At 49.0% G+C, this 7,248-nt stretch carries 6 protein-coding genes, 7 tRNA genes and 1 rRNA gene; all 14 read right to left on the minus strand.

The genetic code is table 11. The annotated features are described in order from the left end of the window. Nucleotides 1-484: 484 nt before the first annotated feature. Nucleotides 485-1,840, minus strand: a complete 1,356-nt coding sequence (gene glmM, locus KNQ02_RS13535; protein WP_214767579.1) for a phosphoglucosamine mutase — start codon at nucleotides 1,838-1,840, stop codon at nucleotides 485-487. Nucleotides 1,841-1,869: 29 nt separating this feature from the next. Beyond that, nucleotides 1,870-3,156 (minus strand): CdaR family protein, encoded by a 1,287-nt coding sequence (locus tag KNQ02_RS13540; RefSeq protein WP_088836019.1) that lies wholly within the window; start codon nucleotides 3,154-3,156, stop codon nucleotides 1,870-1,872. Beyond that, nucleotides 3,156-3,980: a diadenylate cyclase CdaA gene (cdaA, locus tag KNQ02_RS13545; RefSeq protein ID WP_204251426.1), complete on the minus strand. Its 825-nt coding sequence runs from the start codon at nucleotides 3,978-3,980 to the stop codon at nucleotides 3,156-3,158. Before cdaA ends, KNQ02_RS13540 begins: the two co-directional genes overlap by 1 nt. A gap of 115 nt (nucleotides 3,981-4,095) precedes the next feature. Then, entirely contained in the window at nucleotides 4,096-4,710 is a 615-nt protein-coding gene (locus tag KNQ02_RS13550; protein ID WP_088836017.1) for a polymer-forming cytoskeletal protein, read from the minus strand. Between the two features lie 16 nt (nucleotides 4,711-4,726). Continuing rightward, nucleotides 4,727-5,290, minus strand: coding sequence for an RNA polymerase sigma factor SigW (gene sigW / locus KNQ02_RS13555; protein ID WP_214767576.1), 564 nt, complete (start codon nucleotides 5,288-5,290; stop codon nucleotides 4,727-4,729). A 125-nt stretch (nucleotides 5,291-5,415) separates the two neighbouring features. Next, entirely contained in the window at nucleotides 5,416-6,324 is a 909-nt protein-coding gene (rocF, locus tag KNQ02_RS13560) for an arginase (protein WP_214767573.1), read from the minus strand. Nucleotides 6,325-6,546: 222 nt separating this feature from the next. Further along, nucleotides 6,547-6,622 (minus strand) — tRNA-Ala (locus KNQ02_RS13565). Between the two features lie 16 nt (nucleotides 6,623-6,638). Then, nucleotides 6,639-6,710: transfer RNA gene (locus tag KNQ02_RS13570), tRNA-Gly, on the minus strand. Nucleotides 6,711-6,717: 7 nt separating this feature from the next. Next, nucleotides 6,718-6,790 (minus strand) — tRNA-Lys (locus KNQ02_RS13575). A gap of 4 nt (nucleotides 6,791-6,794) precedes the next feature. Further along, nucleotides 6,795-6,878 (minus strand) — tRNA-Tyr (locus KNQ02_RS13580). A 33-nt stretch (nucleotides 6,879-6,911) separates the two neighbouring features. After that, nucleotides 6,912-6,984: transfer RNA gene (locus tag KNQ02_RS13585), tRNA-Thr, on the minus strand. A gap of 9 nt (nucleotides 6,985-6,993) precedes the next feature. Then, nucleotides 6,994-7,068 (minus strand) — tRNA-Glu (locus KNQ02_RS13590). 2 nt (nucleotides 7,069-7,070) lie between these two features. Further along, nucleotides 7,071-7,145 (minus strand) — tRNA-Asn (locus KNQ02_RS13595). A gap of 16 nt (nucleotides 7,146-7,161) precedes the next feature. Continuing rightward, nucleotides 7,162-7,248 (minus strand): 5S ribosomal RNA (gene rrf / locus KNQ02_RS13600); the annotation flags it as partial.

Here is a 7,248-nt window from a genome sequence, read left to right on the forward strand (position 1 = left end):
AAACAATACTTCTAATCCCTAGATTTTGTAAAAAAAAGAATTAAGCTTCTGTACCTACTCATCCACCCTCCAACGAACCCGTGTCCCTGTCCGACTTCTACAGGAAAAGGAAGCTCTGCTTACGGCAGGAACAAGCAAGACCCGGGCAGCCTCAAGTTGGCCGCGGCTTGCGTTCCGCCTGAGAAAAGCGGGCAGAGGACAGCGGTGTCGTCCCCTTCTCTCTCCTATGATCCAAACACTGTTCCTACTCCAGACCCACGCTATTTCTGAAACGAAAACGCGTCCCTGTCCGACTTCTACAGGAAAAGGAAGCTCTGCTTCCGACAGGAACAGGTGAGACCCGGACAGCCCCAAGCTGGCCGCGGCTTGCGTTCCGCCTGAGAAAAGTGGGCAGAGGATAACGGATTCGTGCTAATTCCCGTCCTTAACATTCCTCCCGTACACAAAAAAAAGGAGCAACACGAAGCTACTCCTTTTCGTTGACTCAATTTTCTTGTAACGCGTAGTTTTCACGAACGACGTTCGCAATCCGTTCGACGTACATGTCACACGCTTCTTGCGACTCTGCTTCCGCCATGACTCGAACGAGTGGTTCTGTTCCAGATGCACGAACGAGAATCCGACCGTTTCCAGCCATTTCCGCTTCGACTTCCGCAATGATCGCTTGGACGGCAGGACCGTTCATTGCCCCATTCTTATCCGATACACGAATGTTGACAAGACGTTGCGGGAAGATTGGCATCTCGGCTGCGAGTTCCGATAACTTCTTGCCTGTCGCCTTCATGATTTGGAGTAACTGAACGCCAGACAACATGCCGTCGCCTGTCGTCGAGTAATCCATGAAGATGATGTGACCTGATTGTTCGCCACCGAGCGTGTAGTCGTTTTTACGCATCTCTTCGACGACGTAACGGTCACCGACTGCTGTTTGTAAGGCTGTCATGCCGTGTTCTGCGACTGTTTTATGGAAGCCGAGGTTACTCATGACTGTCGCGACAATCGTGTTATCTTTCAAACGACCGATTTCGTTCAAGTATTTTCCGCAGATGAACATGATTTTATCGCCATCGACGATATCCCCATTTTCATCGACTGCAATCAAGCGATCGCCGTCACCGTCAAACGAGAGACCGACGTCGGCATTTTTTTCTTTGACGAATGCCGCGAGGTGCTCGGGGTGTGTCGATCCGACACCATCATTAATGTTCAAACCGTTTGGCGTTGTACCGATTGTCGAGACTTCTGCTTCAAGGTCCCCGAACAAACGTGGTGCAAGGCTTGATGTCGCGCCGTGCGCGCCATCAATTGCGACATGAATCCCAGAAAAATCTTCATCCGATGTTTGACGAAGCATATGGAGGTATTTTTGCGCACCTTCATAATAATCGTGGACGAAACCAAGCTCTTTCCCCGATGGTCGCGGGAGTGTGTCCTCTGTTTCGTCGAGCAATGCTTCGATTTCGAGTTCTGTTGCGTCATTGAGCTTAAAACCGTCTGTTCCGAAGAACTTGATGCCGTTGTCTTCAACCGGGTTGTGTGACGCTGAAATCATGACGCCCGCAGTCGCATCCATCGTTTTCGTCAAGTATGCGACGCCCGGTGTCGAGATGACACCAAGACGCATAACTTCCGCGCCGATTGATAACAATCCTGCAATCATCGCGTTCTCAAGCATTTGACCCGAAACGCGTGTATCGCGTCCGATTAAGACTTTCGGACGTGTGCTCTCGTGTTTCGTCAACACGTATCCGCCAATCCGTCCAAGACGGTAGGCGAGTTCCGGTGTCAATTCTACGTTTGCGACGCCGCGGACGCCGTCAGTTCCAAAATACTTACCCATGTGCTATTTCCTCATTTCACTGATTGGTTTTAATTGGTCTGTACCGATGTCCGGGGAATCGTCTTTAACGTGACGTCCATGTTATCCGGTCGTAAGACATCGAATGCTTTAGATGTCTGATATGAAATCGGTAAGCCGTGTGTGCCTTCTTTTAATCCTGTTACGTCGATGACAGCCTTGATGTCGGTTGCATCAATCGAAGCTAAGTCCGCTTCGCTGCCACGGACGACGAGATCAATCGTTTCAGCATAGTCAATTGTATACTTCGACTCGTCGAAACCGTTAAGCGTCACAGGAACACCTGTAATCGTCTTCTCTGCTCGCTCCTCGACCGTTTCCGTCGTCGATTTAGCATTTTCTTTCTCGACGACGATACTGACCGTAATCGAAGTCGGATCCATTGCCGTCACATTATCCGGTTCGACGAGTTCGATCGTCTTATCGGTCGTCTTCGTCAAATCTTTCAGTGAGATTGCCTTTGTATCGACTGAACCGATTCGCGTCAATTCTTCCTTCGTTCCGTACAGACGCGCTTCCGTGACGACGGGAACGATCTTGACGACCTTGTAGCCTTTTTTGACGCTACCTGTTGTTTTAACGTTGATCGGGACTGTTTTACTTTCCTTATAGACAGGAACTGTCACTTCAAGCTGTTCCGGATCGTACGTCGCGCTAATCGCGTTCCCATTCGTATCCGTCGCTTTAACGTTGAACGACTCCATGAAAGTCGACGCGCGACCCGTCACGTCGATCGGGACTTGAATCGATGTGATGGCTTGGAGCTTTTCTGCTCCTCCCGTCACAGCAACCGTTTGTTTACTCGGTTGTGCTTCACCGACGACATACCCTTCGGCGATTTTATTTTTGTTGAGTAAAGCGACTTGAACCGGGACTTGTTTCGTGACTTTTTTATCAAGAAAAACTTCGACCGTCTCCTGTTTCGGTGTCACTTCAACATCTTTTCCAAATCCATTCGCTGTCACACGAACACGGTGGTACCCAGGGTCGAGTCCCTCTAAATCTAACGATAGACCAAAGTCTTTGACGAGGCGAAGCATCGTCAAGCTACTCGATGGTCCTTTGACCGTCGTTTCGATTGTAGTTGGAATATTATAGGCGACCCACTGCGATTCATCATAATTCACTGTGACCGGTACGTCAAACGTCGTCGAGCCCTGACCAGCGATCGGCAATAGACTCGCCGCGTCACTTTTCCCGCTCGAACTCGAGCCTGCGACCATCAAATAGAGCATCACAGCAAGTAGTACCGCAACGATTCGTAAAAACCATCGTTCATTGAACCACTTTTCGAACATTATTTTTTCGCCCCCATCCAGTTAAAGAAGGACGTATTCGCCGGTTCGACTTTGACGAGCGTCTCAAGCAACTTCGTCCGAAGCGAATCTTCGTCGAGTTCCCGGTAAAGACGACCATTGATTGCGAGAGATACGCCTCCCGTCTCTTCCGATACGACAAGCGTGACACTATCCGTAACTTCACTGACACCAATCGCGGCCCGGTGACGCGTCCCGAGATCCTTAGAGATGTGGGCACTTTCTGAGAGCGGTAAATAACAAGCGGCTGCCGCAAGTTTGCCTTGCTGAACGATGACCGCACCATCATGCAACGGCGTGTTCGGGATAAAGAGGTTAATCAAAAGCTGACTCGTAATTTGTGAGCCGAGCGGAATCCCCGTCTCGACATATTCACTGAGACCGGTTTCCCGTTCAAACGTGACGAGCGCACCAATCCGGCGTTTTGACATGTATTGTGCAGACGAAACGAGTGCATCGACGATTCGCGTTTGTTCATCTTCATCACTGATGGCACTCCGTGAAAAGAATTTACTCGTTCGTCCCAGGTGCTCCAGTCCTCGACGGAGCTCTGGCTGGAAGATGATGATAATTCCGAGTAATCCATAGGTGATGATTTGATTCAATAGAAATTGTAAGGTCTTCAGTCCGAAGAAGCCGCTTAAGAACCAGCTGATCAAAATGACAGAAATCCCTTTAATCAATTGAACCGCTTTTGTGCCTTTGACGATAATCATCAGGCGGTAAATGACGAATGTCACGACCGCGATATCAAGCACATCATTAATATAATCGTACCAGTGTACGTTTTCGCCCAGTTTCAACATTTGAAATTGAAGTGGTTGCCAGTTGAAGTAATTCACCAACCGTGCCCCCTATCTCATCTAATTTAAACAGCTTTCATTATAGCACAAAGGGGCGAGTTAGACTCGCCCCAACTGATTAATCAAAGATTCGTTTGATTCCGTACCAGACGCGTTCGAACAACTGATCGATTTCTTTAATTTCTCCAGTTACGTTTCCGGCACTGGCTGTGTAAGCCGTCCCGTCAACGGTCATGACGTCTCCATTGACTTTGCCTTCAATCCGGACATTGCCGCCTTCGACGTATAAATCTTGATTGACCGTCACTCCTTTTGGAACAACAACTTCGCCATTTTCAGCGACAATACCGGGAGCGTTCGTATACGACAAGTCTTTATCTTCTTGCGTCATGTACCCCCCGAGGCTACCGACCGAAAGTAACGCAAAGATCGAGGCAGCTGCAAGGAGTGGATACTGTTTCATCTTCCCTCCAAAACGAGAAGGTTTACGAAGCGGTGTCACATTCGACGTGTCCACCTGTTCAGGCAGTTGTGCCAGCACGCGGGATGTAAAGTCTGCCGAGAGCTTCGGCTTCGGAAGCGTGCGTAACTGTGCATCGAGGAGTCGATACTCTTCGAAGTCGTCCATCGCATTCGCCTCCCGTAACTCCGCTTCGAGTTGTTTAAAGTCTTCTGGAGGTTGGTTTTGGTCTAAATAATCTTGGATGCGTTCGTTTACGTGTTCTCGTGTCATGGTGAGATCCTCCTTCTCACCGCGTTCCGAAGTGCTTCTTCAGCGCTTCTCGGCCACGGTGAATTCTAGTTTTGACTGTGGCGACTGGTAAATCGATCAGTTCACTGATTTCCTTTAATGAAAGGTCTTCAATATATTTCAAGACAAGTGGAATTCGATACTTTTCAGGTAAAGCGGCAATCGCGTCACCGACAGCATTTCGTTCTTCTGAATCAACGACTTGATCTTCTGGCAATTGCTCCTTACTTTCAAGCTGGGAATACAGCGTCAAGCCTTCAGTACCTGACATTTCGGCATCAAGGGAATAATCTGGACGTTTCTTCCGTAAGCGGTCAATTGAAACATTCGTCACGATCCGGTAGAGCCACGTACGGAATTTCCATTGTGCATTATACGATTCAATCTTTGTAAATACGCGAATAAAGGCTTCTTGCGTGGCATCCTCTGCTTCCATCCGATCACGTAATACACGGAAGGCAACTAAAAATGCCCCTTCTTTATATAGATCAACAAGTGCCGCAAATGCATCGCGGTCGCCTTGCTTCACTCGCTCAATCAAGCGTAGTGTTGTTTCTTCCACTTCAAATACCCCCCGCTCTATGCGGTCAATCTCTTATACGGAGTCGACCGATAAATGTTTCATCTCAATTTAAATTGTAACAAAAAAAACTTGAACCCCGATGAAAAGAGTTCAAGTTCTATCCATTATTTTACTAAATGTTGGTTTTGCATTGCTTGAAGTAGGTTTCCGATCAAGGCATTTGCAAGAATCGCTGTTCCGTTCCCTTCTTCTAACAACGGATTCACTTCGACGAACTCCGCTGCAATAAAGTTTTCTTGTTCCGCACAAGAGTTCAAGACGGTCTGAGCATCCTCTAACATGACACCGTCCGCAACCCGCGTCCCGGTCCCTTCGACTAAACTCGGGTCAAGACCATCCATGTCGAAACTTAAGTAAAATGCGTCTGTCGTTTCGTTCAGGTAAGCAATCGCTTCCTTCATGATGGCTTCCATTCCCCGTGTCCGAATCGCTTCCATGTCATAAACGCGAATCCCAAGCCGATCAATCAATTCCTGTTCTCCCGGATCGACGTCACGCAAGCCGATAAAGACAAGATGCTCCGGTTGTAACTTGACGTCTGTCCCACCGATTTCCGTTAAACGCCGATGCCCTTCCCCAAGGGCAACAGCGAGTGGCATTCCGTGAATATTACCTGTAGGTGACGTTTCCGGTGTATTTAAATCGCCATGCGCATCGAACCAAATCGCACCGAGCCGCGGAATCGATCGACGAAGCCCTGCAATCGTTCCGATTGCCATGCTGTGGTCGCCCCCGACGAGTAACGGAAAACGTCGTTCGGACAGCGCATCATGTACAAGTAGCTGTAAGTCATTCGTCGTATGAACGACTCCTTCGAGACGCTTTAACTTCGCATCTTCCTCACGTACCGCGTCTTCTGGTAAGACAGCCGCTTCCCCGTAGCGGACCGCTTCTTGTCCATGTGTTGCTAACGTTTGAAATAGGCCTGCTTGTTCGACTGCTGCCGGACCATGCTCTGTTCCTGGCTTTCCTTGACCGTAACGATATGGCACGCTGATATATGCAATGTTCATCCCCGCATCCCCTTTGCTTAATTAAGTTACCTTAATTGTAAGCGGTAACATACAGCTGGTTCAACTCGACAAGACGACGCATCTTTATACAATCAGAAGACAACAAAAAAGCACTGTGAAGGGAATCACAGTGCTTTCGCGTACGTACTCTGGTTAACAGGCATTTCAAGTATAAAAAAACTTAAGACGAACGAAACTCGCTTAAGATCTTTAAGCAAAATTTGGTGGAGCCTAGCGGGATCGAACCGCTGACCTCCTGCGTGCAAGGCAGGCGCTCTCCCAGCTGAGCTAAGGCCCCAAAAAAATAAACAAAAAGCGGAAGACGGGATTCGAACCCGCGACCCCGACCTTGGCAAGGTCGTATTCTACCACTGAACTACTTCCGCAAGAAGATGAGCCATGCAGGATTCGAACCTGCGACCCTCTGATTAAAAGTCAGATGCTCTACCAACTGAGCTAATGGCTCGACATGGTGGGGGGGGGCGGATTCGAACCGCCGAACCCGAGGGAGCGGATTTACAGTCCGCCGCGTTTAGCCACTTCGCTACCCCCCCAGTTTGTCTAGGAAAATTTAATTAAAAAAACAGTGCCGGCAACAGGAGTCGAACCCGCGACCTACTGATTACAAGTCAGTTGCTCTACCAGCTGAGCTACACCGGCACAATAAAATGGTGACCCGTACGGGAATCGAACCCGTGATACCGCCGTGAAAGGGCGGTGTCTTAACCGCTTGACCAACGGGCCATTGGCTCCGCAAGTAGGATTTGAACCTACGACCTACCGGTTAACAGCCGGTTGCTCTACCACTGAGCTATTGCGGAATAAAAAAATAAAATTGCCTGGCAACGTCCTATCCTCACAGGGGGAAGCCCCCAACTACTTTCGGCGTTCAAGTGCTTAACTTCCGTGTTCGGCATGGGAACG

Origin of the sequence: Exiguobacterium sp. s102 (assembly GCF_018618635.1) — a bacterium.
Classification (GTDB): Bacteria; Bacillota; Bacilli; order Exiguobacteriales; family Exiguobacteriaceae; genus Exiguobacterium_A; species Exiguobacterium_A oxidotolerans.

What these genes read in the sequence shown, in the direction of transcription:
- glmM (WP_214767579.1), bottom strand. Translation starts at nt 1,840, where the DNA reads ATGGGTAAGTATTTTGGAACTGACGGCGTCCGCGGCGTCGCAAACGTA.
- KNQ02_RS13540 (WP_088836019.1), bottom strand. Translation starts at nt 3,156, where the DNA reads ATGTTCGAAAAGTGGTTCAATGAACGATGGTTTTTACGAATCGTTGCG.
- cdaA (WP_204251426.1), bottom strand. Translation starts at nt 3,980, where the DNA reads ATGTTGAAACTGGGCGAAAACGTACACTGGTACGATTATATTAATGAT.
- KNQ02_RS13550 (WP_088836017.1), bottom strand. Translation starts at nt 4,710, where the DNA reads ATGACACGAGAACACGTAAACGAACGCATCCAAGATTATTTAGACCAA.
- rocF (WP_214767573.1), bottom strand. Translation starts at nt 6,324, where the DNA reads ATGAACATTGCATATATCAGCGTGCCATATCGTTACGGTCAAGGAAAG.